Here is a 23,603-nt window from a genome sequence, read left to right as displayed (position 1 = left end):
CGGAGTCCCGTCGGTGCTACGAATGGGACTGTGACTGCGCCCGAAGACGAAGTCGTCGACCTCGTCAGCTCCCTCATCCGGTTCGACACATCCAACACCGGGGAGTTGGAGACCACCAAGGGCGAGGAGGACTGCGCCCGCTGGGTCGCCGAGAAACTGCGCGAGGTGGGCTACACCACCGAGTACGTCGAAGCAGGCGCCCCTGGCCGCGGGAACGTCTTCTGCAGGCTCAAAGGCGCCGACCCCAGCCGGGGCGCCCTGCTGATCCACGGCCATCTCGACGTCGTGCCGGCCGAGCCCGCCGACTGGAGTGTCCACCCGTTCTCCGGCGCGGTGAAGGACGGCTACGTGTGGGGCCGCGGCGCGGTCGACATGAAGGACATGTGCGGCATGATGATCGCCGTCGCGCGACATCTGAAGCGCAGCAACATCGTCCCGCCGCGAGACCTGGTGTTCGCCTTCGTTTCTGACGAGGAGCACGGCGGCACCTACGGCTGCCAGTGGCTCGTCGACAACCGGCCCGACCTGTTCGACGGCATCACCGAGGCCATCGGCGAGGTCGGTGGTTTCTCGCTGACGGTTCCCACCAAGGACGGCGGCGAACGTCGCCTGTACCTCATCGAGACCGCCGAGAAGGGCCTGTCCTGGATGCGGCTGACGGCGCGCGGCCGGGCCGGGCACGGCTCGATGGTGCACGACGACAACGCCGTCACCGAGATCGCCGAAGCGGTCGCCAAATTGGGCCGGCACCAGTTCCCCCTGGTGCTCAGCGAGTCGGTCGAGCAGTTCCTCACCGCGGTCTCGGAAGAGACCGGCTATGACCTCGACCCGAACTCGCCGGACCTGGAAGGCTCCATCGCCAAGCTGGGCGGCATCGCGCGCATCGTCGGCGCCACCCTGCGCGACACCGCGAACCCCACCATGCTCAAGGCCGGCTACAAGGCCAACGTCATCCCGGCCACGGCCGAGGCCATGGTCGACTGCCGCATCCTGCCGGGCCGCAAGGAGGCCTTCGAACGCGAGCTCGACGCGCTGCTCGGCCCCGACATCACCCGCACCTGGGAGCGTGACCTGCCCAGCGTGGAAACCACCTTCGACGGCGACCTGGTCGACGCGATGAACGCCGCGATCCTGGCCGTCGACCCCGACGCCCGCACGGTGCCCTACATGATGTCGGGCGGCACCGACGCGAAAGCGTTTGTCCGCCTGGGCATCCGGTGTTTCGGGTTCGCGCCGCTGCGGCTGCCGCCCGAGCTCGACTTCGCCGCTCTGTTCCACGGGGTCGACGAGCGCGTGCCAGTGGACGCACTACAGTTCGGGGCGAAGGTCCTCGAGCACTTCCTCACCCACTGCTGAATGAAACGGATAATGCCATGAGCACCCCAGCACCCGGACCCTATGACGCCCTGCCGCAGCTGCCGACTTTCACCCTGACCTCGACGTCGCTGTCCGACGGTGGCGCGCTGGCCAATGATCAGGTCAGCGGCATCTTCGGCGCCGGGGGAGAGGACGTCTCGCCGCAGCTGAGCTGGTCGGGCTTCCCGACCGAGACCCGCAGCTTCGCCGTCACCGTCTACGACCCCGATGCCCCGACCGCGTCGGGCTTCTGGCACTGGGCCGTGGCCAACCTGCCCGCCGACGTCACCGAGCTGGCCGCCGACGCCGGCAACGGCGACGCGCTGCCCGGCGGCGCCATCACCCTGGCGAACGACGCCAGCCTCAAGCGCTACCTGGGCGCCGCCCCGCCGGCCGGTCACGGGCCGCACCGGTACTACATCGCGGTGCACGCTCTGCCTGTGGAGAAGCTGGACATTCCCGAGGACGCCACCCCGGCGTTCCTGGGGTTCAACTTGTTCATGCAGGCCATCGCCCGGGCCGTCATTCACGGGACGTACGAGCAGAAGTAGCCGGTTCCTGTGGGGTCGCGGTGGCCAACCGCCCGACCTACTATCGGACCGAGGCCGGCGGCAGCGACGCTCGCCGCGCCCGGAGCGAGGGGACCATCCGCTTTGTCCACATCTACGCCGGTGAGCAAGCGTTCGACACCGACGGATCAGGACCGGCTCGACTACATCGACCAGGCCACGTTCCTGTCGTACCGGGCCAATGGCCGGGTCCAGGTCGGCATGGCGTTGTGGTTCTACGAGGGTCCGGTGGATCTCGACGGGCTGCGCCGGTTCAACGAGAACTTCGGCAAGGGGCTGGTGGCTCGGTACATCGAGCGCTCGCCGGTGCCGTTCGGCCGGCATCGTTGGGTGGCCGCCACGGGCGCCCCACGCCCGATTGACATCGCCGAAACAGCTTGTCCGCGTTCAGAACTGAGTGACTGGCTGGAGGAGCGTTCGCGGATACCGATCGATCCGGAGCATGGCCCGGGTTGGCATCTGGGGGTCCAGCCCTTCACTGATGGCTCGACGGCGGTCGCCATGGTGCTGTCGCACTGTCTGATCGACGGCACCGGATCGGTTGTCGCGTTCATGGACGCGGTCCTGGGCAACGAGCGCGATCTCGGTTATGGGCAGCCCCGGTCCCGTACCCGTTGGCAGGCGATCCGTGCCGATCTGCGCCAGACGCTGCGGGACCTGCCCGAGGTCCGGCGCACGATTGCCGTTGCGGCCAAGCTGGCCTACCAGCGGCGCGGCGAGATGACGGCCGCACCGTCGACCGCAGATGCGAAGGGCGGTGACGAAATCGTGCACGTGCCCTTCGCCTCCGCCAACGTCGACATCGGCCACCTCGATGCTCGTGCCGCCGAACTCGGCGGCAACAGCTATTCCCTGGTCTCGGCGTTCGCCACGCGCCTCGGGGTCCGGATGGGCAGGCAGCGGGCGCGGGACGGCGCCATCTCGTTGATGGTCGCGATCAACGACCGGACGTCCTTCGACGACACCCGGGCCAACGCGATGACCTTCACCACCTTCACCGTCGATCCCGACTCGGCCACGACGGACCTCACCGAGCTCCGGGGGGCGATCCGGACCGCGCTGCGCAATGCCAGGGAACAGCCGGACGAATCCTTCCAGCTGTTGCCGTTGACGCCGTTCATCCCGCGGCGCGCGGTCCGGCATACCGCGGCCATGGTGCTCGGCGAGCTGCCGGTCACCTGCTCCAACGTCGGCGATGTGCCGGACCTGGTCGGCCTCATCGACGGGACGCACCAGGCCGATTTCGTGAACTGCTGGGGTGTCGAGCAGAACGTGAAGAAGGCGGACATCGAGCAGCCCGGCGGGCTGCTGGTGGTGACGGCCCTGCGCCACAACGGCAAGGTCACCTTGGGCGTGGTGGGTTACCAGGTCGGTGCGGAGAACACCAAGGCCGTCTTGCGCGACCACGTGCAGCAGACCTTGGACGAACTCGGCGTCACGCCGCTGGTGGTCTACTAGCTGTCAGGCCCCCGAGCCCACCGCGTCCGCCAGCGACGCGAAGCCGCCGGCCTTCAGTCGCGCGGCCACGCCATCGTGAATGTGCTTGGCCCACAAGCCGCCGCCGTAGATGAAGCCGGTGTAGCCCTGCACCAATGAGGCGCCGGCGGTGATGCGTTCCCAGGCGTCGTCGGCGGTCTCGATGCCGCCGACGCTGATCAGCACCAGCTGGCCGCCGACGCGCTTGTGCAGGTGCCGCAGCACCTCCAGCGACCGCGCGGCCACCGGCGGGCCGGACACGCCACCTGCGCCCAACTCGGCAACGCCGGGGGTCAGCAGCCCTTCGCGGGAAATGGTGGTGTTGGTCGCGACGATGCCCGCCAGCCCCAATTCGACGGCCAGGTCGGCGATCTCGTCGACGTCGTCGTCGGACAGGTCGGGTGCGATCTTCACCAGCACGGGCTTGGTGGTCTCGGCGCGCACGGCGGCCAGGATCGGCCGCAGCGACGCCACGGCCTGCAGGTCACGCAGCCCGGGCGTGTTCGGCGAGCTGACGTTGACCACCACGAAGTCGGCCAGCGGCCCGCACAGGCGGGCGCTCTCGGCGTAGTCGTCAACGGCATGCTCGGGCGGGGTGACCTTGGTCTTGCCGATGTTCACCCCGATCGGCACGGTGGACTGGCTGCGGGTCAGCCGGATGGCGAGCTCGCCGGCCCCGTGGTTGTTGAAGCCCATCCGGTTCAGCAGCGCGCGGTCCTCCGCGAGCCGGAACAGCCGCGGCGCCGGGTTGCCGGGCTGCGCCTGTGCGGTGACGGTGCCGACCTCGGCGTAGCCGAAACCCAGTGGGCCCCAGGCGTTGATGCCGCTGCCGTTCTTGTCGAAGCCGGCCGCCAGGCCCACCGGGCCCGGGAAGGTCACGCCGAACACCGTGGTCTCCAACACCGGATCCGACGGCGTGAGCCAGCGGCCCAGCAGCCGGCGGCTGACGGCGAGCCCGGTCGCCACGCGCAGCAGCGCGAACACCCAGGTATGAATCCGTTCCGGGGGCACCCGGAAGAACACCCAGCGCAGGGCGCGATACATCAACAGCTCCTCACATTGCCGGCTGATCGGGCGGCGCCAACCTATCGGGCGCATGTCCCGTCGCTTCGCTCGCCCTGATCTTGCGGCGGCGCAGCAGCACCCGGCGCGAACCGTCGGTGTACAGGCGCACCCGGGTCAACTCCCACCCACGGTATTCGGCCTCGATCGACAGCCGGATGGACGCTGACAGTCTGGTCACTTCCGGGGGCAGCCGGAGCGGAATCCATTCGTAGTCGTCGGACAGGTCCTCCGCCCACGCTGCCGGCATCCGCCCCCGGTGCATTTAGCGCCCGCCCGCCTGTGGCCCCGCGGCGGCGTTCGCGATCACCTGCACCCCGGCGCCCGATCCCGACACCACGAACAAGGTGCCGGTGCGTTCGTCGAAGGCGAGGACGTCGGGCTGCTGCACGGTGCGATATCGGACTTTCTCCACGGGGATGCCAGTCGAAAGATCGTAACCAACCACGCCGTTTGTCGCGGTCTGTGAAACCCAGGCGAGTTTCGACGTGCCGACCAGGCCGAACGGCGCGCCCCGGACCGGCGCCTGCTGGCGCAGCATCAGCGGCGTCGTGCCGAACACCAGCAGGCCGTCGCCGCGGGTGTCGGCCACCAGCACCCGCCCGGCGGGGTCGGCGGCGAGCGTGGTGGCACCCTCGCCGGCGCGCAGCGCCTGCGCGACGTCGGTGCCGTCCGCGTTCACCTCGGTCACCGAGGTCTGGCCGCGGTCCAGGACGACGACGGTATTGCCTTGCGCGGCAAGACCGTCCACGCGGACGAAGGCCTTCATCCGGGACTTCACCGCAGTGCCGTCGACGATCAGCACCGCCCCGTCCGCGGTGCCCAGCGCCAGTTTCCCGTCGGCCCGCCGGGCGATCGAGGTGAAGTCGGTGCCCGACTGGCCGTCGACCGCGATCGGCTGCACGGTGCGCTTGCCGATGTCGAAGCGCAGGTAGCCGCCGCGGGTGGACAGGAACGCCGTGCCGGCGCCGTCGCCCGTCACGCCCGTCGCGGCCGTCGGCAGCACCACCGGCGGGGTACCGGGGACAGTCGCCACCGGGCGTCCCGTGCCGTCGGTGCCCAGCACCACCAGCGACGACGTCGCCGCGTCGAAGGCCGCGCCGGTGCCGGGACCGGGGAGCGCGTGGACCACGCCGTCAGGCACGCCGCTGACCGCGGGGGACACCGCGGCGCGCGCGGGCGTGATGGTGGGCGGCGGGGTATCGGCCGGATGCGACGAGCAGGCCGCCAGCGCGCCGATGGTCAGAGCGGCCGCGACGAACCTCGTTGCAGAGCCCCAATATTCACGTCGCCGACAATTACTGGGACGGTGATCCATTGGCACGGCCTGTCTTTCGGTCGGCGGACGGCGGGGACGGGGCAAATTTCCAGTCTAGGCAAATATATTGGCGTCAATTATCTGCGTCCGGCGGGTACGTCACGTACCGGAGGGGTATGGTCGCAGCCATGAGCATTGCCACCGACGGCGATCTTGCCAACGGTAATTTTGCTATCGAAGACCTTTCGACTGGTCTGCGGGCCAGCGGGTTTGGCCAAGTCGGCGATGGCCGGAGTTTTTCGTTTCGCCTTGATGACAAGCGCACGCTGATCATCGAGATCTACCGGCCGCGTTTGTCGGGTCCGGTGCCCCAGGAAGAGGACATCGTCGCGGTGTCCTCGCGAAGCCTGGCTCACGTCGACGTGCACGACGAGCGCAGCCTGGCCGCCGCCGTCCGGGACGCCGTCGCCGACGCACAACCGGTGCAGCGCAACCACTAAAGCCCGCGTCCGCCGCTCACGGTACGGTCGTCGGCGTGACTGACGTGGCAGCTATGAGCTGGTGGCAGACGATCGTGCTGGCCGTTCTCCAGGGGCTGACCGAGTTTCTGCCGGTGTCGTCGTCGGGCCATCTGGCCATCGCCTCCCGGGTGTTCTTCTCCGGTGATGCGGGGGCGTCGTTCACCGCCGTCACCCAGCTGGGGACCGAGGCCGCGGTGCTGATCTATTTCGCCAAGGACATCTGGCGCATCCTCACCGCCTGGTTCAGCGGCCTGACCGACGCCGCCCGCCGCACCGCCGACTACTGGCTGGGCTGGTGGGTGATCATCGGCACCATCCCGATCTGCGTCCTGGGCCTGCTGTTCAAAGACCAGATCCGTTCTGGCGCCCGCAATCTGTGGGTCATCGCCACCGCCATGATCGTGTTCTCCGTGGTGATCGCGCTCGCCGAGTACGTCGGTAAGCAGACCCGCGACGTCGAGCAGCTGACCTGGAAGGACAGCGTCATCGTCGGCCTCGCGCAGTGCCTGGCACTGGTGCCCGGCGTGTCCCGGTCCGGCGCGACGATCAGCGCCGGCCTGTTCCTCGGCATGAACCGTGAGCTCGCGGCGCGCTTCGGCTTCCTGCTCGCCATCCCGGCGGTGCTGGCCTCCGGACTGTTCTCGCTGCCCGACGCCTTCAAGCCCGTCACCGAGGGCATGAGCGCCACCGGCGCCCAGCTGGCCGTGGCCATCGCGATCGCGTTCGTGGTCGGCTACGCCGCGGTGTCCTGGTTCCTGAAATTCCTGGTGCGGCACAGCATGTACTGGTTCGTCGGCTACCGCATCGTCCTGGGTGTGACGGTGCTGGCGCTGCTCGGCACCGGAGTGGTGGCCGCGCAGTGACATTCCAGCCCAACCGCCCGGCGACCCGGAAGGGAACCAGATGACCGTCATCCTCCTGCGGCACGGGCGGTCCACGTCCAACACCGCCCACACGCTGGCCGGCCGGTCCGAGGGTGTGGACCTCGACGACAAGGGGCGCGCACAGGCCCAGGGTGTCGTCGACAGAATCGGCGAGCTGCCGGTCAAGGCGATCGTCCGGTCGCCGCTGCTGCGCTGCCAGAACACCGTCGCCCCGCTGGCCGCCGCGCTCGGCGTGGAACCGCGCGTCGATGACCGGCTGACCGAGGTCGACTACGGCAGCTGGACCGGCAGCAAGATCGCTGATCTGGTCAAGGAGCCGCTGTGGCCCGTCATCCAGCAGCAGCCCAGCGCTGCGGTGTTCCCGGACGGAGAAGGGCTGGCGCAGGTGCAGTCGCGCGCCGTCGCGGCGGTCCGTGAGATCGATCGGGCGCTGGCCGAAGAGCACGACGGCGACACCCTGTGGATCGCCTGTACCCACGGCGACGTCATCAAGGCGGTACTGGCCGATGCCCTCGGCGTGCACCTCGACGGCTTCCAGCGGATCGTCGCCGACCCCGCTTCGATGAGCGTCATTCGCTACACGCCGCACCGGCCGTTCGTCCTGCACGTCAACCACACTGGTGCGGATCTCAGCTCGTCGCTGCGGCCCAAACCCGACCAGCCGGGCAAGCCCGACGATGCCGCGCCGACACACGACGCGACCGTCGGCGGCTCGACCGATTAAACCGGTGAACCGGTATTTTGAAAGGTGCCATGGCCCGCGCAATCCACGTCTTCCGCTCTCCCGACCGCTTCGTGGCCGGGACCGTTGGGCAGCCTGGTAACCGGACGTTCTACCTGCAAGCCGTGCACGATCAGCGGGTCGTCTCGGTCATGCTCGAGAAGCAACAAGTCGCTGTCCTGGCCGAACGTATCTCCGCGCTGCTGGTCGAGATCAACCGCCGGTTCGGCACCCCGATCCCGCCCGACACCGGCGAGGTGACCGACCTGAACCCACTCGTCATGCCGGTGGACGCCGAGTTCCGGGTGGGCACCATGGGCCTCGGCTGGGATTCCGAAGCGCAGACCGTGGTGGTGGAGCTGCTGGCGGTCACCGACTCGGAATTCGATGCCTCGGTGGTGCTCGACGACGCCGAGGACGGTCCGGACGCCGTGCGGGTGTTCCTGAGTCCGCAGTCGGCCCGAGACTTCGCGAACCGCTCGAATCGGGTGATCTCCGCCGGCCGGCCGCCGTGCCCGCTGTGCGAAGAGCCGCTCGATCCCGAAGGGCATATCTGCGTGCGCACCAACGGGTATCGACGCGGCGTGCTGGGTGCCGGCGATGAACCCGAAGAATGATCTACGTCAGGTCCTGCAGCAGGGCCAGCTGACCGCACTCGGGCGCATCAGGTCCGCCAGCAACGCCACGTTCCTGTGTGAGGCGGAGCTGGACGGCGTAGAGCTGCACTGCGTGTACAAGCCGATCTCGGGGGAGGCCCCACTGTGGGATTTCCCCGACGGCACACTGGCCGGCCGGGAGCTGGCGGCCTACCTGGTTTCCGCTGCCCTGGGCTGGAACCTGGTGCCGCACACCATCATTCGTGACGGTCCGGCAGGGCCGGGCATGGTGCAGCGCTGGGTCGACCAACCCGGTGACGCGCTCAGCGAGACCGAACCCGCGCCCGGCCCGGACCTCGTCGACCTGGTTCCGGCCGGCCATGTGCCGGCCGGGTACCTGCCGATCCTGCGTGCCTACGACCACAAAGGCGACGAGGTGGTGCTGGTGCACGCCGACGACGCCCGGTTGCACCGGCTGGCGGTGTTCGACGTGCTGATCAACAACGCCGACCGCAAGGGCGGTCACGTGCTGGCCGGCGCCGACGGTCACGTATACGGCGTCGACCACGGCGTCAGCCTGCACGCCGAGGACAAGCTCCGGACAGTGCTGTGGGGCTGGGCCGGAAAACCGATCGACGACGAGGTGCTCGCTGCCGTCGCCGCGTTGCGGGACGCCTTGCACGACGGCCTCGCCGCTGAGCTGGGCCCGCACCTGACCCGCCACGAGATCGCCGCGTTGCAAGCGAGAGTTGTTGAGCTGCTTGGTAATCCGATCATGCCCACACCCGATCGGCATCGCCCGATCCCATGGCCGGCCTTTTGATCGCAGTTTGCACACAGGTAGCGATTTGCGTAGCGATTTCGGCAGCCCTACCGCTCGGTAGTGCTCTAGGCTCGTCGCCATGACCGACCACGACCGGGCCGCAGCCCGCCGCGAAATCACCGATGCCCTGCAGAAGGCCCTCGACCGTCGGCACGAGGTGCTCGACGTCATCGTCGAAGCCGATAACAAGGCCGCTGCCGTTGATGCCATCGCCAAACTGCTGGAAACCTCGCATGTTGGCGGCGAGCAGGTCATGGCGATGTCTTTTGATCTGTTGACCAAAGACGCCCGCAAGCGGATTGCCGACGAACTCGAAGACCTGAACTCGCAGCTGTCGTTCGCAGTGAAGGACCGCCCGGCCAGCTTCGGGGACGATCTGATCCTGCGCCAGTTCTCGGCGGCCCAGGACCGCGACATCTTCGCGACGCGGACCACCGACGTCGGTGCGGCCGGCGACGGTTCGGGCCGCGCGGCCGGCGATCTGGACGAGGAGATCAAGGCCGCCGTCTCCCGAGTCTCCGCCGAGGAAGCCGTGTGGCTCGTCGCCGAAGACAACGGTGACAAGGTCGCCATGGTGTTCGGTGAGCTGCTCAACGGAGAGGTGAACGTCCGCATCTGGGTGCACCCCGTGTACCGCCACCGTGGCTACGGCACTGCGGCACTGCGCCGCTCACGGTCGGAGATGGCGTCGTACTTCCCGGCCGTGCCCATGGTGGTCCGTGCGCCAGGCGCGACCCCGAAGTAGGCGCGCAACAACGCATTACGCGAAACGTATTACGAGAAAAGGGCTCCGGGAATCTCCCGGAGCCCTTTTCTCGCCTGTCGTCAGGTCAGCCGGAGTACGGCTTGGCCTTCACCGGCGGGGAAGCGACAGTGACAGGCTCGACGCTGCTCGGCGTCGTCGGGGTGGCGGTGGCACCGAAGTTCATGTCGCCGACGGTCGGCTGGGCGTACTCACCCGAACTCGAGCCATGGCCCGACGAGGCGACGGGAGCGTTGTCCGGCGCGGGAGCGTTGGCCACGCCGAGTACGCCCATCGTCACTGCTGCGGCGACCCCGACGAATCCGAACGTCTTTGCCACGTTCATGGCGTCCTCCTTAATGGCTAGCGCGTAAATAGTTGTCCAGATGTTATGAGGCGTATTTCGGCAGGGCCTGCCAGCAGCCTGCAACATGCCTGTGAATAGGCGATTTCAGCTGTGACGTCGGCCTCGGTGATACTCATGGGCATGGAGGACAGTGGCAGGGCGCGCTCCGATGTCGCGCTGGCCGCCGAGGTCGCGCAGGAGGCAGGTGAGTTCCTGCTGTCGGTGCGCGACCGACTCGGCTCCCACGATCCGTACACCCTCGGCGCGGCCGGCGACCGGCACGCCAACACTCTGATCCTCGATCGGCTGCGCACGGCCCGCCCCGACGACGCCATCCTGTCGGAGGAGGCCGCCGACGACCTGATCCGGCTGCGCTCGGACCGGGTGTGGATCGTCGATCCGGTCGACGGCACCCGCGAATTCGGCCGGGGCCGGCCGGACTGGGCCGTTCACATCGCGCTGTGGCAGCGCGATGGCAGCCCGCACGGGTCCATCACCGACGCGGCCGTCGCGCTGCCCGCACACGGTGAGGTGCACCGCACCGACACCGTGATCGGCCCGCCGCCGCGTCGTCCCGGCCCCATCCGCGTCGCCACCAGTACCTACCGGCCCCCGGCGGTGGTGTGGTGGCTGCGCGATGTGCTCGACATGGAGCTCGTCGGCATCGGCTCGGCCGGTGCCAAAGCGATGGCAGTGGTGCGCGGCGACGTCGACGCCTACGTGCACGCCGGCGGGCAATGGGAATGGGACTCGGCCGCTCCGGCCGGCGTGGTGCAGGCGGCGGGGCTGTTCGCGTCGCGCCTGGACGGCTCGCCGCTGCGATACAACCGGCCCGATCCGTACCTGCCGGACTTCGTCATGTGCCGCCCCGAGTTCGCCGACCTGCTGCTGGACGCGGTGCGCCAAGTGTCTGGTGGACCGAGTTGACGCGGTCGATGCGTTGCGGCCCGTCGGGTATGAGGGCAAGAACACGATCGGAGAGGACCGAGACCAGGCTCATGACGGCGGCGTGACTGTCGAAGGCGCCGGGGGAGACGTTCGGGCATTCGAGCCACCACGTGGCACGACCGGCGATCGAACGAAGTTGGTCGTCGGCGAAGAGCGCCAACGGAATTCCGGACTCGGCAGCCCATCCGACGAGTTCACCGGCCCACCGGCCGTGGCGTCGGAACGACATCGCGATGAGCAGGTCGTGCTCGTCGAAGTCCGCGACGTCTTCGGCGACGGACTGACCCGAACTGGGGGCCAGCCAGGTATCAGGCCGCATCTGCGCGAGGTTCAGCCTGAGCACCGTTGCCGCGGCCAGGCTGCTCCGATAGCCGCAGACGGCGATGCGACGTGCGGCAGCGATCTTCTCCGCAACGGCCTCGACCACTGCCTCATCCAGCTGGGCGTGCATGGCGTGCAGGTTCGCGATGTCCTGCGAGATGATCGCGCTGACGTCGGGCGTGCCCTCGGCCGTTACGGGCACGCCCGATCGCCGCAGCGCGCGCAGGTGTTCTCGCATGGCGTCGAAGCTGCTGAACTCCAGGGTGCGCACCAGCCGGGAGAACGTCGCCTTCGACACGTCGGCCATGGTGGCGAGTTCGCTTGCGTGATAGGTACAGGCATCGCCGGCGTGCTCGAGCAGCACGTCGGCGGCGCGGCGTTCCTGCGGGCTCATCGACGCGTAACGGCTAGTGATTCTCGCCTCCAGCGAGTCCGGCGGGTCCTGGCGCATCAGCTGCCTCGGTAGGTGGTGTACGCGAACGGGCTCAGCAGGAGTGCGACGTGCGTGTGTCCCTCGCCGATCGTGACGTGCAATTCGACGCTGGGGTAGAACGACTCCCGACCGGTACCGGCGAACCACGCGCCGGTCGCGAAATGCAGCCGGTAGTCGCCGGGATCGAGCACGACGGCAAAACGAATCCGGCCGTCGCTGTCGGTGTGTGCGGCCGCTACCTGCGCGTTGCTTCGGCTCACGACGACGGCGAGATCCGCGGCAGGTTCTCCCCGAGCCGCGTCGAGCACATGGGTGGACAGTGACGTCATGGCGTCACCCGTTCCGACAGTCGCAGGAGCGCGATCTCACGAAGTTGGCCGACGGCGATGACGGCTTCCTCATCGCGGCTCAGTGACAGCCGGTGTCGCAGGGCGGCGTAGATGTCGGCTGGGCTGCGGCCCTTCGCACGGATCAAGAAGATGCGCCCGAACTTCGCCTCATAGTCCGCGTTGGCTTTGGTCAGCGTCGCCGCAAGCCCGTCCGGTATGGCCGGCTGTTCGCCGCGGGACAGGTCGGACTCGACCGACGTTCCGCAGGCCCGTTCTCCGATGCGGGGGTGCTGGGCCAGCGCCTGATCCAGGCTTTCGGCGTTCCAGTCGGCAGCGGCGCGTGCGGCGGTCGTTTCGAGTTCGCCGACACTGGCAAATGGTCGCGCCGCGACAACCGCGCTTAGCCAGGGCGGGATATCGGCGCAGGGGCGCAGCACCTCTACGGCTTCCTCAGGCGACGCAGAGTTGAACGTCTGAAGATCCATGGCCTGAATCTAGCGTTGCAGCAGAGCTTCTTCCTGATGAAATTGTTACAACCTACTAACGCCCAGGTCGGCGCCGCGGCGGACTTACCGAATCTGATGCTTCGTCACACGGTTGAAACGAATTGGTGATGCCACTACAAAATCTGAAACGTACGTTGCAGGGGTTGAGCCATTTATCGCGTGTCAGGGGGAAATAGTGGCTGTGGGTGACATCGTCCTCGGATCGAATCAGTACGGCAAGGCGGAGAACCGCCTCGTCCGTATCGTGCGGGATACCCCCGTCCATCGCATCATCGATCTGAACGTCACTTCCCAGTTGCGGGGCGACTTCACCGCCTGCCATTACGAAGGCGACAACTCGCACGTGGTCGCGACCGACACGCAGAAGAACACGGTGTACGCCTACGCCAAAGAAGTGGGCGTGAAGTCACCCGAGGATTTCCTGATTGCGTTGGGCAGGCACTTCGTCGGTGATTTCGAATGGGTGACCGGAGGCCGCTGGGAGGCGCAGGAGTACGCGTGGGAACGGATCGTCGTCGACGGCAAGGCGCACGACCACTCGTTTGTCCGAGCCGGCAAGTTTGTCCGAACGACCGTCGTCCAGATGGCCGGAGACACGACGTGGGTGGTGTCGGGCATCAAGGACTGCGTCGTGCTCAAGTCCACCGGCTCGGAGTTCCACGGCTTCCCCCGGGACAAATACACCACGCTCGTCGAGACCGACGACCGCATCATGGCCACATCCATCACCGCATGGTGGCGCTACCTGAGCACTGACCTCGACTTCAACGCCTTGCACGACGCCATCACCGACGTCGTGCTCACCACCTTCGCCAGTGTCCATTCGCTCGCATTGCAGCAGACGCTGTTCGAGATCGGTAAGGCGATCCTCGAAACGTTCGATGTGGTCGCGGAAGTCAAGTTGTCGTGTCCCAACAAACACCACTTCGTGGTCGACCTCAGCCCGTTCGGGCTGGAGAACCCGAACGAGGTCTTCTACGCCGCCGACCGGCCGTATGGCTTGATCCAAGCCACCATCACCCGCGAGGGCGCGGACGAGGCGCCGCAGGCGTGGACCACGATTCCGGACTTCTGCTGAGCGACACTGCACGCCGCGCGACCGCAGGAGGGGAGCCCAATGGACCTGAACACCGTCAACCGATACCGATTCGCGCGATCGCAAGCCGATCTGCACCTTGCGGATGGCGAATCCTTCGTCGCCGGCGGGACGTGGCTGTTCTCTGAACCGCAGGTCGAACTCACCGGCGTCGTCGACCTCATGACAATGGGCTGGCACCCCATCGAGCCCACCGACGGCGGACTGCGCATCGCGGCGACGTGCACCATCGCTGAACTCGTGAGCTACCCCCGCCGACCAGACTGGCCCGCTCAGCACCTCTTCCGCGAGTGCGCCAACGCCTTGCTCGCATCGTTCAAGATCTGGAACGTCGCCACCGTCGGCGGCAATATCTGCCGGTCGTTCGCGGCCGCGTCGATGGTGTCGCTCGCCGTTGCCCTCGACGGGGTGGCCGAGATCTGGACTCCCGACGGCCAGACCCGATGGGAACCGGTCGCCGATCTGGTCACGGGGAACGGCACCAATTCGCTGGGCCGCGGCGAGGTGATGCGTGCGTTGCATCTGCCCGAAAGGGCATTGCGTGCCACCGCCGCACTTCGCACCATCGCGCTGGCCGAGCACGGGCGCTCCGGTGCCGTCGTCAGCGGCCGCCGCGACGACGACGGATCGGCAGTCTTCACCGTCACGGCCGCGACGCTCGCGCCCACGGTCTTTCGCTATCCGGAGATGCCAGGCGCTGAAGCTCTCCGATCCGACGTTCTGGCTGCATCCGGCTACTACACAGACCCACTCGGATCTGCGGACTGGCGCCAGAGCGTCAGCGGCGTGCTGGCCACGGAGGTTCGCGCAGAAATTCGTTCTCACCTGGAGGTGCGCAATGCCGACTGAGACCGCCACGCCTGAGATCGCCCGCAAGAAGGTGCATCCGGTCGACGAGGTGCTGCCGATTCCCAAGCTCGCGGTGTACGGGATGCAGCACGTGCTGGCGTTCTATGCCGGCGCGGTGCTGGTTCCCATCATCGTCGCCGGAGCCCTGAAGCTCTCGCCCGAGCAGACGATCCACCTCATCAATGCCGACCTGTTCACCTGCGGCATCGCCACGATCATCCAGTCCGTCGGGTTCTGGAAAGTGGGCGTCAAACTCCCGCTGATCCAGGGAGTGACCTTCGCGGCCGTTAGCCCGATGATCGCGATCGGCACAGCCGGCGGCTTGTCGGGGGTTCCCGGCCTGCTGTCGGTGTACGGGTCGGTGATCGTCGCCGGACTCTTCACCTTTTTCATGGCGCCGTACTTCTCGAAGCTGCTGCGATTCTTCCCGCCGGTCGTCACCGGATCGGTCATCACGATCATCGGAATCGCGCTCTTGCCCGTCGCGGCCAATGACATCGTCGGCGGCACGACGACCGAGGCGATGAAGAAGGATGTGGCGCTCAAGGACCTCGCGTATGCCGCGGGCACCCTGCTGATCATCGTCGTCATGCAGCGCCTCTTCCGCGGGTTCCTCGCCACGATCGCCGTGCTGGCCGGGCTGGTCATCGGCACTGCGGTCGCCGCGTCGCTCGGGGATGTCGATTTCAGTGCGGTAGGTACGTCCCACTGGCTCGGCGTGACCACGCCGTTCTACTTCGGCTGGCCCACATTCAGCGCCACCGCGATCATCTCGATGATCGTCGTCATGATCATCACCGCGGTGGAAACCACAGGTGACGTGTTCGCGACGGCCGAGATCGTGGGCAAGCGGGTCGGTGCCGGCGACATCGCCAGAGCATTGCGCGCCGACGGTTTGGCGACCACGATCGGCGGCGTCCTCAACTCGTTCCCCTACACGTGCTTCGCGGAGAACGTCGGGCTCGTTCGCTTGACGCAGGTCAAGAGCCGCTGGGTGGTCGCGGCCGCCGGTGTCATCATGATCGTGCTGGGCTATCTCCCCAAGGCCGCGGCTGTCGTGGCCGCGATCCCGCACTCAGTGCTCGGCGGGGCGTCGCTGGCGCTGTTCGCCACGGTGGCCGTGGTGGGCATCCAGACCCTGTCGAAGGTTGACTTCAACGACCATCGCAACGCGGTAATAGTCGGCGCCGCACTCGGTCTGGGCATGCTCGTCACCGCCCAGCCGCTGTTGAAATTCAGCTTTCCCACGTGGGCCCAGATCATCTGTGGCTCAGGGATCACGCTGGGCGCCCTCGCCGCGATCGTCCTGAATATCGTTTTCTTCCACATCGGGCCGAACCGCGGCCCGATGGTTGCCGGCACGCCCCGGACCGGCGAGGTCGGACTCGATGCCGTCAACAAGATGACGGAGGACGAGTTCGTCAAGACCTTCTCCTGTCTGTACCAAGGCCTCGCTTGGCCGGTCGAACGCGCCTTCGCGCAACGTCCGTTCGCCGACACCCTCGCCCTGCGGGCCGCCGTCCAGACCGCTCTGCTCGCGGCCAGTCCCGACGAGCAGATGCAGTTGATGCAGGCGTATCCGGGACTGGCCGAGACCCAGGAACACAACGTGTCGAAAGTCGATCTGGCCTACCTGGGACTCGATGGCCTCACTGAGGAGGAGGCTGAGGAATTCAGCGAGTTGTCGGCTGCCTACGAAGCCAAATTCGGCTTCCCCCTCATCATCTGCTTGCGCGATCTGGAAAGTCGCGAACACATTCTGACTCTCGGCTGGCGGCGGCTCGAGAACTCCCCGCAGGTCGAGCACATGGCGGCGCTCAGTGAGATTTCGCGCATCGCGGCGTGGCGATTCGACGATCTGGTTGCCGACGCGAATCCCATTGCCTCCGCCCGACGCCTGCGGATCGCGCGATGACCATAGGCCAGTTGCGACGCGCAATGGCGTGCGTATGAGATTTGATGTCAACGGCAAGGACGTCGAGGCCGACGCTCGGCCGGGGCAGTGCTTGCGCACCCTGCTCCGGGAAACCGGGCACCTCGACGTCAAGAGGGGATGCGACGCCGGCGACTGCGGGGCGTGTGCGGTCATCCTCGACGGCGTACCGGTGCATTCCTGTATCTACCCCGCCGCCCGGGTGGGCGGCCGCTCGGTCACGACAGTTGCCGGGCTCGGTGACGGGGCTGAACTCCATCCGATGCAGCGTGCGTTCTGCGACAACTTCGCCTTTCAATGCGGCTTCTGTACCGCCGGAATGATCGTCACCGCCGCCACCCTCAAGCCGGACGACCTCGGTGATCTCGACCGTCGGATGAAGGGCAACCTGTGTCGTTGCACCGGCTACCGTCCGATTCGCGAGGCGATCCATGCGGCCATCACGGGCAGCGGAGACGGCGTGGCCGTTGCGGGTCCGACAATCGGACAGTCATTGCGGCCACCCGCCGGCCGACGAATCGTCACCGGGTGTGAGCCCTTCACATTCGACATCGATGTGCCCGGTCTGCTGCATCTCGCGGTGCTGCGGTCACCCCATGCGCACGCCCGAATTCTGGCGATCGATACCGCGGCCGCCGAGCAGGTGCCCGGGGTCGAACTGATCCTCACGCACCTTGACGTCGCAACGCCGCGCTTTTCCACTGCGCGCCACGAGATCCGGACCGACGACCCCGATGACACACTCGTGTTCGACCCGGTCGTCCGTTTCATCGGACAACGGGTCGCGGCCGTGGTCGCCGACACGCTCGCGGCCGCGCAAGACGCGGCAAGTCGCATCGTGATCGAGTACGAGTTGCTGCCCGCGGTGTTCGATCCGGAGGCTGCGAGGACGGCGGGCGCGCCGCTGCTGCATCCGGACCGGACGCTCGAAGACGGTGTCGCCGACGCGTCGCGCAACGTGATCGCGGCGATGCATGAAGGCTTCGGCGGCGACGTCGATGAGGCCCTGGCGGACGCCGATGTCACCGTCGGCGGTACCTGGCGGACCGCGCGGGTGACGCACGCGCAGCTGGAAACCCACGGCACCATCGGCTGGTTGGACGACGACGGCCGGCTCACCCTGCGCACCAGCTCACAGGTTCCGTTCCTGGTTCGCAAGGAACTCTGCCTCCTGCTCGACCTGCCCGAGGACCGGATTCGCGTGTACACCGCGCGGGTCGGTGGCGGTTTCGGCGGCAAGCAGGAGATGTTCACCGAAGACCTCGTCGCGGTCGCCGTGTTGCGCACCGGGCGGCCGGTCGCGTACGAGATGTCGCGGACCGACGAGCTCACCGCAACTGCATATCGCCATCCCATGCGGGTCGACGTCACGCTCGGCGCCCGCTCCGATGGCACGTTGACCGCGATGAAGATCGCCGTGCTCAGCGACGGCGGCGCCTACGGAAACCATTCGCCGGGCGTCATGTTCCACGCTTGCGCGGAGTCGGTGTCCGTCTATCGATGCCCCGTCAAGCGCGTTGATGCCGAGGCCGTCTACACCAACAATCCGCCGTCGGGCGCGTTCCGCGGGTATGGGCTCGGCCAGGTGATCTTCGCGATCGAGAGCGCGCTCGATGAGCTGGCACTGCAGCTGGGCATCGACCCGTTCACCATTCGTCGCACGAACATGGTGCGCGACGGCGACGACCTGTTGATCGCCCATCCCGAACCCGAACCGGACCTGATCTACGGCAGTTACGGGCTCGACCAATGCCTCGACCTCGTCGAACAATCCCTGTCTCGCGCCGACGGCGATGAGGTTCCGCCGGGGCCGCAGTGGCGCACAGGGGAGGGCATCGCGTTGTCGGCGATCGCCACGCTGGCGCCGCGCGGCCACTACTCCGCGGTCAAGGTTCAGCTCACCCCGAGCGGGGGCTACGAGGTGGGGATCGGGACCGTGGAATTCGGCAACGGAACCACGACGGTCCACACTCAGATCGCCGCCACCGCACTGGCCACCACGCCGGACCGGATCACGCTGTGCAACGGCGATACCGACGCCGCCGACTACGACACGGGAGCCTTCGCCTCAGCGGGGACCACGGTCGCTGGTAAGGCGTTGTACGCCGCGGCGTCGAACATGCACGAACTGATCCTGGACACGGTCTTCCGGCTGACCGGCGAAGTCGGCGCGCTGGGTGAACACGGGGTGCAGACTTCGACCGGGTTGGTGCGTTTCGGCGACGTCATCGCGTCCGCGCCGGCGCAGTATCGGGTGGGCGACGGCATCGAGACGACCGGCGCCGAAACGGGTGAACTGCGTTCGATCGCGTTCAACGTGCAGGGATTCCGGGTCGCGGTCAATACTGAGACCGGGACGGTCAAGATTCTGCAGTCGGTGCACGCCGCCGACGCGGGCGTCGTCGTCAATCCGGCCCAGTGCCGGGGGCAGGTTGAAGGCGGCGTCGCCCAGGGCATCGGATCGGCGCTCTACGAAGAGATCATGATCGACGAATCCGGCCGGGTGTCGACGCCCACATTCCGCACGTATCGGGTGCCCCAGATGGCCGACATTCCGGCGACGACAGTGCTGTTCGCCGAGACCGCCGACGACCTCGGGCCCTACGGCGCGAAATCGATGAGCGAATCCCCGTACAACCCCGTGGCGCCCGCTCTGTCCAACGCGATTCGTCGCGCCCTCGGCGTGCGTCCCTACGAACTCCCCATGTCGAGGGATCGAGTCTGGCGGCTGGCGCAGGAAGGAACACCGCAATGAACGCATCCACGGGTACCGATCCGAAGTGGCTCGGCGTCGCAATCGACCTGGCGACAGCCAATATCGAAGCCGGCGGCGGGCCGTTCGGTGCAGTGGTCGTCGGTGCCGGTGAGTTGGTCTCCACCGGGCAGAACCGGGTTACGCAGAACCTTGATCCGACCGCGCACGCCGAGGTCATGGCGATCCGGGCCGCCTGCGAGCGGGTCGGGAACTTCAGTCTTGCGGGGCACACGCTCTACTCGTCGTGCGAACCCTGCCCGCTGTGCCTGTCCGCGGCTTTGTGGGCCAGGGTCGATCGGATCGTGTTCGCGGCGGACCGCCATGACGCGGCCGTCGGCGGATTCGACGACCGGGCCTTCTACGAATTGTTCGACAAGCCTCGGGAGCACTGGGAAGTCCCCGTCCAGCAGCACCGCCTGGATCGGTCATTCCTGCCGTTCGCGACGTGGATCGGCAACATCAACCGGATTCAGTACTGACCGTGGACGTCATCGACGATTTGTTGGCCCGAACCCGACTCGGTGAGTCGGTGGCGCTGTGCGCGGTGGTCGCTGCCAGTGGATCGACGCCTCGCGGGCCCGGTACGTCGATGCTCGTGACCGGCGACGGCTGCGTCGTCGGCTCCATCAGCGGCGGTTGCGTAGAGAGCGAGGTGTACGAGCTGGCGCTGGAGGTGCTGTCCTCGGGCGAGCCGCGGCTCGTCAGCTACGGCGCCGGTGATGAGTCGGTGTTCTCTGTCGGTCTGCTGTGCGGCGGCACAATCGATGTCTTCGTCGAGCGCTTCGGCCCGTCGAACGTCGCGGAACTCGAGTTCGCGGTAAAAGTCGCCGACCGGGGTCAGACCGCTGTCCTGGCCACGCTCGTCAGCGCCGGCGAGCCGGCCCCGTCGGGTAGTGGGCCCGGTGGCCACCTGGTGATCGCCGACCGGTCGGTGAAGGGCAGCCTTGGCGACGGCTCGCTGGACGACGCTGTGGTGCGCGCCGCGGACTCGTTGACCACCAGCCGTACGCTCACCGGCCCAGACGGCGCCCTCGTCTTCGCTCGCGTACTGGCACCCCGACCTCGGATGATCGTCTTCGGCGCGACCGACTTCGTCGCCGCTGTCGCGCACGCGGCAGCATTCGTCGGCTACCGCGTGACGGTATGCGATGCGCGACCGGTATTCGCGACGAAAGACCGGTTCCCCATGGCCGACGAGGTCGTCGTGGACTGGCCCGATCGGTATCTCAGGCAGCAGGCCGCTACCGGGCTGGTCGATGCGCGCACCGCGATCTGCGTTCTGACGCACGACGACCGCTTCGACGTGCCGCTACTCGAGGTGGCTCTGGCGTTGCCCGAGATCGGTTTCGTCGGCGCGATGGGCTCGCGCAGAACCCATGACGAACGGGTGGCCCGGCTGCGCGAGCGGGGGATCGACGACAGGCAACTGGCCCGGCTGTCCTCTCCGATCGGACTGGATCTGGGCGGTCGAACTCCCGAGGAGATCGCGATCGCGATCATGGCGGAAATCATCAGCCTGCGTGAAGGTGGAACAGGTCTTCCTCTGCGTGACCGCGACGGCGATGTTCATCAGCGGGCCGGTATGTCGGTGTCTGTTCCCGTCGCCAGATCCTCGCAGGGAACATGAAGCACGCCAACGCTGTTCAGGTATTCCTGCGCGCCGTGGTCTCCGCGGGCGCCGGCACTGACCCGGTTCCAGTGGCGGCGGCCGATCACGACGGGATGCCCGGGCGTGCCGGAGTAGGTCGCCCTGGCGAGCCGGTCCCGATTCGCCAGGGCACACAAACGCGAGACGACGCCCGGGCCGACATCGGCCAGATCGATGAGATGAATCAGCGCGGCCTCACCGTCGATCGCCGCCAGTCCCGCACGCAGCGATGCCGCGATGCCTTCCTCCCACCCCGCCACCTCGATGGTCGCCGCCGTGTCGGGCACAAGCGCCGCGGCGCGCTCATATTCGGCGCCGAGAGCGACGGCAACAGAGGCGCAGCCACCCGAGAACAACACTTCGACGGCGTGCTCAATTGCCCCAGGCACCAAGGCTTTCGGCATGCCGAATCGACGGCCCGCGCCCGCGGCCAGCAACAGCCCGGCAACCCGGGGATGATCAGGCGGCCTCACCGTGCGGACGATACCGGCCCCGGCGTAACCAATCGCTCCGAAGGAACCACCGATGAGGAGTACTCACATGGAGCTCGTCCCGCGACTGCTCGACGTGATCGAGTCCGACATCCTTCCGCTGACCGTGCAGGGCGTCGCTGCGGGTAACAAGGTCTTCGGGGCCGCGCTGCTGCGTAAAACGGATCTGTCGTTGGTGCTGGCGGGGACCAACGCGGAAACGCGCAACCCCCTTTTCCACGGCGAGGTCAACACACTCAACCAGTTCTACGAGATCGCGGACCGCCCGGCGACGCGTGACCTGCTGTTCCTCAGCACCCACGAGCCCTGCACGCTGTGCATGTCGGCGATCACCTGGGCCGGTTTCGACAACTACTACTACCTGTTCAGCCACGAGGATTCGCGCGACAGCTTCGCGATTCCGCATGATCTGCGAATCCTGAAAGAGCTGTTCGGTCTGGATCCGGGCGGCTATCGACGAACCAATGCGTTCTGGGCCGCTCACGGGATCAGCGATCTTGCCGATGCCGAGCCGGAACCGCGCCGCGGCGACCTGCACGATCGCATCGCGCGGATTGCGCGGCGGTATCAAGAACTCTCGGAGCAGTATCAGGCGTCGAAACCGGGCAGCGACATTCCGCTGGCCTGATCGAACTAGTGGATGATCGAATCGTTGGGCGGAAATGGCGACGGTTAGAGTCGATGTCATGCGATCGTGGCTGGCGCCCAGCGTCCCGAACCTGCCGGGCCGCGGCCCTGAACTCCGGCTCTATGACACCGCCGACCGTCAGGTCCGGCCGGTCTCTGCTGGCCCGAAGGCCACCATGTACGTCTGTGGGATCACCCCGTACGACGCCACGCACCTCGGTCACGCCGCCACCTATCTGACCTTCGACCTGGTGCACCGGTACTGGCTCGACGCCGGTCACGACGTGCAGTACGTGCAGAACGTCACCGACGTCGACGACCCGCTGTTCGAGCGGGCCGAGCGCGACGGCATCGACTGGCGTGCCCTCGGCGACCGCGAGACCGAGCTGTTCCGGCAGGACATGACGGCGCTGCGGGTGCTGCCGCCACATGACTACGTCGGCGCCATCGAGTCGATCTCCGAGGTCGTCGAGCTCGTCGAGAAGCTGCTGGCCTCCGGCGCGGCGTACGTTGTCGACGACCCCAACGAGCCTGGGTACCCCGACATTTATTACCGGGCCGACGCCACCACGCAGTTCGGCTATGAGTCCGGCTATGACCGCGACACCATGCTGGCGCTGTTCGGCGAACGCGGCGGCGACCCCGACCGCACCGGCAAGGCCAGTCAGCTGGACGCCCTGCTGTGGCGGGTGCAGCGACCGGGCGAGCCGAGTTGGCCGTCGCCCTTCGGCGCGGGCCGGCCGGGCTGGCACATCGAGTGCGCCGCGATCGCGCTGAACCGCGTCGGCCCCGGCCTGGACATCCAGGGCGGCGGCAGCGACCTGACCTTCCCGCACCACGAGTTCTCCGCCGCACACGCCGAATCGGTAACGGGGGAGCGGCGTTTCGCCCGGCACTACGTGCACGGCGGGATGATCGGCTGGGACGGCCACAAGATGAGCAAGAGCCGCGGCAACCTGGTGCTGGTGTCGCGACTGCGGGCCGACGGTGTCGACCCGGGTGCCATCCGGCTGGGTCTGATGGCCGGGCACTACCGCGACGACCGCTTCTGGAGCCCCGAGGTGCTCAGCACCGCCCAGGAGCGGCTGCAGCGCTGGCGGGCGGCCACCGCGTTGCCCGCCGGGCCCGATGCCACCGATCTGCTCGCCCGGGTGCGCCGGTACCTCGCCGACGATCTGGATACCCCGAAAGTCCTTGCCGCCCTTGACGGGTGGTCGACGGACGCGCTCGAGTACGGCGGGCACGACCCGGCCTCGCCGCGGTTGGTGGCCGACGCCGTCGACGCGCTGCTCGGGGTGACCCTCTAGTCACTT

The 23,603-nt window shown here is 67.5% G+C and carries 26 protein-coding genes; 18 read left to right on the top strand and 8 right to left on the bottom strand.

Translation table 11 applies throughout. The features are described from left to right. Nucleotides 1–30 precede the first annotated feature (30 nt). The 3 genes from ACNO8X_RS20820 to ACNO8X_RS20810 all read left to right on the top strand — a co-directional run bounded on the left by ACNO8X_RS20820 (nucleotide 31) and on the right by ACNO8X_RS20810 (nucleotide 3,383). On the top strand, nucleotides 31–1,356 hold the full coding sequence (locus ACNO8X_RS20820) for a M20/M25/M40 family metallo-hydrolase (RefSeq protein WP_418002527.1): 1,326 nt from the start codon (nucleotides 31–33) through the stop codon (nucleotides 1,354–1,356). Nucleotides 1,357–1,373: 17 nt separating this feature from the next. Next, nucleotides 1,374–1,907 (top strand): YbhB/YbcL family Raf kinase inhibitor-like protein, encoded by a 534-nt coding sequence (locus ACNO8X_RS20815; protein ID WP_418002526.1) that lies wholly within the window; start codon nucleotides 1,374–1,376, stop codon nucleotides 1,905–1,907. 120 nt (nucleotides 1,908–2,027) lie between these two features. Then, nucleotides 2,028–3,383 (top strand): hypothetical protein, encoded by a 1,356-nt coding sequence (locus tag ACNO8X_RS20810; RefSeq protein ID WP_418002525.1) that lies wholly within the window; start codon nucleotides 2,028–2,030, stop codon nucleotides 3,381–3,383. A 3-nt stretch (nucleotides 3,384–3,386) separates the two neighbouring features. Here ACNO8X_RS20810 and ACNO8X_RS20805 read toward each other — a convergent pair whose 3' ends face one another. From ACNO8X_RS20805 to ACNO8X_RS20795, 3 genes are read right to left on the bottom strand one after another with little or no spacing between them, the layout of a single operon-like run. Further along, nucleotides 3,387–4,445, bottom strand: a complete 1,059-nt coding sequence (locus tag ACNO8X_RS20805) for a quinone-dependent dihydroorotate dehydrogenase (RefSeq protein WP_418002524.1) — start codon at nucleotides 4,443–4,445, stop codon at nucleotides 3,387–3,389. A gap of 10 nt (nucleotides 4,446–4,455) precedes the next feature. Continuing rightward, nucleotides 4,456–4,728 (bottom strand): DUF5703 family protein, encoded by a 273-nt coding sequence (locus ACNO8X_RS20800; protein WP_418002523.1) that lies wholly within the window; start codon nucleotides 4,726–4,728, stop codon nucleotides 4,456–4,458. Beyond that, on the bottom strand, nucleotides 4,729–5,781 hold the full coding sequence (locus tag ACNO8X_RS20795) for a YncE family protein (protein WP_418005983.1): 1,053 nt from the start codon (nucleotides 5,779–5,781) through the stop codon (nucleotides 4,729–4,731). It lies immediately after the preceding gene. A gap of 128 nt (nucleotides 5,782–5,909) precedes the next feature. Here ACNO8X_RS20795 and ACNO8X_RS20790 point away from each other — a divergent pair, with 128 nt between their 5' ends. From ACNO8X_RS20790 to ACNO8X_RS20765, 6 genes are all read left to right on the top strand, one after another. Continuing rightward, nucleotides 5,910–6,221 carry a hypothetical protein gene (locus tag ACNO8X_RS20790; RefSeq protein ID WP_418002522.1) on the top strand — a complete coding sequence of 104 codons (312 nt, stop codon included), beginning with the start codon at nucleotides 5,910–5,912 and terminating at the stop codon, nucleotides 6,219–6,221. A gap of 53 nt (nucleotides 6,222–6,274) precedes the next feature. Beyond that, nucleotides 6,275–7,105, top strand: coding sequence for an undecaprenyl-diphosphate phosphatase (locus ACNO8X_RS20785; RefSeq protein WP_418005982.1), 831 nt, complete (start codon nucleotides 6,275–6,277; stop codon nucleotides 7,103–7,105). Between the two features lie 40 nt (nucleotides 7,106–7,145). Then, nucleotides 7,146–7,850 (top strand): histidine phosphatase family protein, encoded by a 705-nt coding sequence (locus ACNO8X_RS20780; RefSeq protein ID WP_418002521.1) that lies wholly within the window; start codon nucleotides 7,146–7,148, stop codon nucleotides 7,848–7,850. Nucleotides 7,851–7,879: 29 nt separating this feature from the next. Further along, complete coding sequence (locus ACNO8X_RS20775) at nucleotides 7,880–8,464, top strand: DUF3090 domain-containing protein (protein ID WP_043396133.1); 585 nt, start codon at nucleotides 7,880–7,882, stop codon at nucleotides 8,462–8,464. Continuing rightward, nucleotides 8,448–9,266: an SCO1664 family protein gene (locus tag ACNO8X_RS20770; protein WP_418002520.1), complete on the top strand. Its 819-nt coding sequence runs from the start codon at nucleotides 8,448–8,450 to the stop codon at nucleotides 9,264–9,266. The genes ACNO8X_RS20775 and ACNO8X_RS20770 overlap by 17 nt, the downstream gene beginning before the upstream one ends. Nucleotides 9,267–9,345: 79 nt before the next feature. Continuing rightward, nucleotides 9,346–10,011, top strand: a complete 666-nt coding sequence (locus ACNO8X_RS20765; protein ID WP_260941308.1) for a GNAT family N-acetyltransferase — start codon at nucleotides 9,346–9,348, stop codon at nucleotides 10,009–10,011. An 85-nt stretch (nucleotides 10,012–10,096) separates the two neighbouring features. On the opposite strand, the gene ACNO8X_RS20760 is transcribed toward ACNO8X_RS20765, so the two are convergent. Beyond that, the gene (locus tag ACNO8X_RS20760) at nucleotides 10,097–10,354 is read right to left on the bottom strand and encodes a hypothetical protein (RefSeq protein ID WP_418002519.1); all 258 of its coding nucleotides are present in this window, start codon (nucleotides 10,352–10,354) and stop codon (nucleotides 10,097–10,099) included. Between the two features lie 135 nt (nucleotides 10,355–10,489). Between ACNO8X_RS20760 and ACNO8X_RS20755 the strand changes: the two genes are divergently transcribed. Beyond that, a complete protein-coding gene (locus tag ACNO8X_RS20755) occupies nucleotides 10,490–11,281 on the top strand; it encodes a 3'(2'),5'-bisphosphate nucleotidase CysQ (protein ID WP_418002518.1) in 792 nt (263 codons plus the stop codon). Here the strand turns inward: ACNO8X_RS20755 and ACNO8X_RS20750 are convergent. The 3 genes from ACNO8X_RS20750 to uraD (ACNO8X_RS20740) are packed head-to-tail and all read right to left on the bottom strand — an operon-like array spanning nucleotide 11,211 to nucleotide 12,870. After that, nucleotides 11,211–12,074 (bottom strand): MurR/RpiR family transcriptional regulator, encoded by an 864-nt coding sequence (locus tag ACNO8X_RS20750; RefSeq protein WP_418002517.1) that lies wholly within the window; start codon nucleotides 12,072–12,074, stop codon nucleotides 11,211–11,213. The two genes, ACNO8X_RS20755 and ACNO8X_RS20750, sit on opposite strands and share 71 nt — an antisense overlap. Then, a complete protein-coding gene (gene uraH / locus ACNO8X_RS20745) occupies nucleotides 12,074–12,385 on the bottom strand; it encodes a hydroxyisourate hydrolase (RefSeq protein WP_418002516.1) in 312 nt (103 codons plus the stop codon). Before uraH ends, ACNO8X_RS20750 begins: the two co-directional genes overlap by 1 nt. After that, nucleotides 12,382–12,870 (bottom strand): 2-oxo-4-hydroxy-4-carboxy-5-ureidoimidazoline decarboxylase, encoded by a 489-nt coding sequence (uraD, locus tag ACNO8X_RS20740; protein WP_418002515.1) that lies wholly within the window; start codon nucleotides 12,868–12,870, stop codon nucleotides 12,382–12,384. The genes uraH and uraD (ACNO8X_RS20740) overlap by 4 nt, the downstream gene beginning before the upstream one ends. 202 nt (nucleotides 12,871–13,072) lie before the next feature. On the opposite strand from uraD (ACNO8X_RS20740), the gene pucL reads away from it, so the two are divergent. Genes pucL through ACNO8X_RS20710 form a run of 6 tightly spaced genes read left to right on the top strand, consistent with a single transcriptional unit; the run spans nucleotide 13,073 to nucleotide 21,151 of the window. Continuing rightward, nucleotides 13,073–13,969 carry a factor-independent urate hydroxylase gene (pucL, locus tag ACNO8X_RS20735; protein ID WP_418005981.1) on the top strand — a complete coding sequence of 299 codons (897 nt, stop codon included), beginning with the start codon at nucleotides 13,073–13,075 and terminating at the stop codon, nucleotides 13,967–13,969. Nucleotides 13,970–14,008: 39 nt separating this feature from the next. After that, nucleotides 14,009–14,836, top strand: coding sequence for an FAD binding domain-containing protein (locus ACNO8X_RS20730; RefSeq protein WP_418002514.1), 828 nt, complete (start codon nucleotides 14,009–14,011; stop codon nucleotides 14,834–14,836). Beyond that, complete coding sequence (gene uraD / locus ACNO8X_RS20725) at nucleotides 14,826–16,751, top strand: 2-oxo-4-hydroxy-4-carboxy-5-ureidoimidazoline decarboxylase (RefSeq protein WP_418002513.1); 1,926 nt, start codon at nucleotides 14,826–14,828, stop codon at nucleotides 16,749–16,751. The genes ACNO8X_RS20730 and uraD (ACNO8X_RS20725) overlap by 11 nt, the downstream gene beginning before the upstream one ends. A gap of 34 nt (nucleotides 16,752–16,785) precedes the next feature. Beyond that, nucleotides 16,786–19,524 carry a molybdopterin-dependent oxidoreductase gene (locus ACNO8X_RS20720; protein WP_418002512.1) on the top strand — a complete coding sequence of 913 codons (2,739 nt, stop codon included), beginning with the start codon at nucleotides 16,786–16,788 and terminating at the stop codon, nucleotides 19,522–19,524. Beyond that, nucleotides 19,521–20,003 (top strand): nucleoside deaminase, encoded by a 483-nt coding sequence (locus ACNO8X_RS20715; RefSeq protein WP_418002511.1) that lies wholly within the window; start codon nucleotides 19,521–19,523, stop codon nucleotides 20,001–20,003. Before ACNO8X_RS20720 ends, ACNO8X_RS20715 begins: the two co-directional genes overlap by 4 nt. Next, complete coding sequence (locus ACNO8X_RS20710) at nucleotides 19,970–21,151, top strand: XdhC family protein (RefSeq protein WP_418002510.1); 1,182 nt, start codon at nucleotides 19,970–19,972, stop codon at nucleotides 21,149–21,151. The genes ACNO8X_RS20715 and ACNO8X_RS20710 overlap by 34 nt, the downstream gene beginning before the upstream one ends. Here ACNO8X_RS20710 and ACNO8X_RS20705 read toward each other — a convergent pair. Further along, entirely contained in the window at nucleotides 21,094–21,645 is a 552-nt protein-coding gene (locus ACNO8X_RS20705) for a nucleotidyltransferase family protein (protein WP_418002509.1), read from the bottom strand. The two genes, ACNO8X_RS20710 and ACNO8X_RS20705, sit on opposite strands and share 58 nt — an antisense overlap. A gap of 94 nt (nucleotides 21,646–21,739) precedes the next feature. On the opposite strand from ACNO8X_RS20705, the gene ACNO8X_RS20700 reads away from it, so the two are divergent. Beyond that, nucleotides 21,740–22,291, top strand: a complete 552-nt coding sequence (locus ACNO8X_RS20700; RefSeq protein WP_418002508.1) for a nucleoside deaminase — start codon at nucleotides 21,740–21,742, stop codon at nucleotides 22,289–22,291. Nucleotides 22,292–22,349: 58 nt separating this feature from the next. Continuing rightward, on the top strand, nucleotides 22,350–23,597 hold the full coding sequence (gene mshC, locus ACNO8X_RS20695; RefSeq protein ID WP_418002507.1) for a cysteine--1-D-myo-inosityl 2-amino-2-deoxy-alpha-D-glucopyranoside ligase: 1,248 nt from the start codon (nucleotides 22,350–22,352) through the stop codon (nucleotides 23,595–23,597). Nucleotides 23,598–23,603 lie beyond the last annotated feature (6 nt).

The organism is Mycobacterium sp. PDNC021 (assembly GCF_048282635.1).
Lineage (GTDB): Bacteria > Actinomycetota > Actinomycetes > Mycobacteriales > Mycobacteriaceae > Mycobacterium > Mycobacterium llatzerense.
Note: the sequence above shows the minus strand (reverse complement) of the source record. Positions and strands in the feature narration are given on the sequence as shown.